This is a genomic window from Nocardia sp. NPDC058497 (assembly GCF_042720195.1).
In the GTDB taxonomy this organism is placed as follows: Bacteria; Actinomycetota; Actinomycetes; order Mycobacteriales; family Mycobacteriaceae; genus Nocardia.
Genome location: NZ_JBHXMY010000481.1, coordinates 1 through 1,607 on the forward strand (window position 1 = coordinate 1; position 1,607 = coordinate 1,607).

General features: G+C 72.9%; 3 protein-coding genes. All 3 read left to right on the forward strand.

Going from position 1 to position 1,607, the window contains the following annotated elements:
• On the forward strand, nt 1–474 hold a 474-nt coding region (locus ACFWPJ_RS25385; RefSeq protein WP_378854890.1), incomplete at its 5' end, for a glycosyltransferase.
• A 69-nt stretch (nt 475–543) separates the two neighbouring features.
• Nucleotides 544–735, forward strand: a complete 192-nt coding sequence (locus ACFWPJ_RS25390; protein WP_378854891.1) for a DUF3046 domain-containing protein — start codon at nt 544–546, stop codon at nt 733–735.
• Between the two features lie 7 nt (nt 736–742).
• The coding region (locus ACFWPJ_RS25395) for a tetratricopeptide repeat protein (protein WP_378854892.1) at nt 743–1,607 on the forward strand (865 nt) is incomplete at its 3' end.

A 1,607-nucleotide genomic window follows, 5' to 3' on the forward strand; every position in this document is an offset into this window, starting at 1 on the left:
CCCCTGGTGATGGTGGCGCCCTCGACGGCGCACACCGGGGTGGCCGCGATGGCCGAGACCGTGCTGGCCGGCTTGGCCGGACTCGGTGTGCGCGCGGCCATCTCGATGCTCGACACCCCACCGGCCGACCTGCCCGACTGGGCCACCGCCGGCTTGGGCCGCCAGGACGAACTGCTCACCAAGGCCGCCGTGGTCGTCGGCGGTGGGGGACACGGACTGCTCGCCAAAGCCCTGGCCGCCGGGGTGCCGGTGGTGACCGTTCCCGGCGGTGGTGACCAGTGGGAGCTGGCCAATCGCGCGGTGCGGCAGGGTAGTTCGGTGCTGGTGCGTCCGCTGACCCCCGAGGCGGTCGGCGCGGCGGTGCGCCAGGTGCTCGACGACCCGGCCTACGCCGCCACGGCCCGCGAGGCCGCCGCGGGGCTGTCGCGGGTCGAGGATCCGGTCGACATCTGTCACGACGCCGCGAAGCGGTAGCGTCCGCCGGGTGGCGCCCGGCTCCGGTGCCACTGTCGGGTGTCGCTGAGCGCGAGTATCTTGGGCTTCGTGCGGTTGACCGAATTCCAGGAGCTGATGCACACCGAGTTCGGCGTGGCGCGCGCCGACGCCATGCTGGCCGATCACGTGATACCGGCGCTGGGGCGGACCGGCGCTGCCGCGATCGAGTGCGGTGTCGATCCGCGTGATGTGTGGCGCGCACTCTGCGCCGACTTCGATGTTCCCCGAACCCGATGGTGAGCAGGTCATGGCAGTGACAGCGCAGAACCCGGACACCCGGCCGTATCGGTTCGACGAGCGGCTGCGAATGATCCCGGCAGACCCCGAGACGCTCGCGGCCAGGGTCGCGGTCGCCGACCCCCACGATTTCGGCGGCCTACGCAGGCTCGGCATCGCCTTGATGCTGCTCGGCCGCCACGACGAGGCCCTGGACCGGCTCGATCAGGCGCTGGAACTGGCCGATACCGAGCAGCGGCGGATCACCGTCTGGATCAACCTCGCCGACGTGTACCGCTACCAGGGCGAACCCACCCACGCGGAGATCCTGTACCGGCGTGCGCTCGAGGCCAGCCGCGCCCTCGATCCCGATCTCGTCTCCTTCGCCGCCCACCACCTGGGCAAGTCGCTGGCCGAACAGCACCGCCCGCGGGAGGCGCGGGAGCTGCTCAACGAAGCGATGCGGTTGCGGGTGGCCGACGGCGACTCCGAACTCATCGAATCCACCCGCGCGGCGCTGGACCACCTCGACGAGCTGGCCCTGCCGCTGCCGCCCGAGATCGCCGAGCTGCTCGGGCCGGTGCCCGCGTGGTCGGACGAGCACGAGGGCCGCGGGGGCAACCTCTCGCGCTCGGGCGGGTACTGGATCAAACGCGGACCGCGGGCCGTCGCCGAACACGATCGCTTGAACTGGTTGCGCGACAAGGGTATCGCGGTGCCGACGGTGGCCGCGTTCGCCGAGGACATCCTGGTGCTCGCCGACGCCGAAGCCCGGTCGCGGACCGCCCCACCACGGGTTTGTGACGAGGTGGGGGGGGGGGTGGGGGAGTCCCTGTGGGGGCGGGACCCGCGGGCCGGGGGCGGGGGTGCGGGGGCGCGGGGCCACCGGGGGAGGC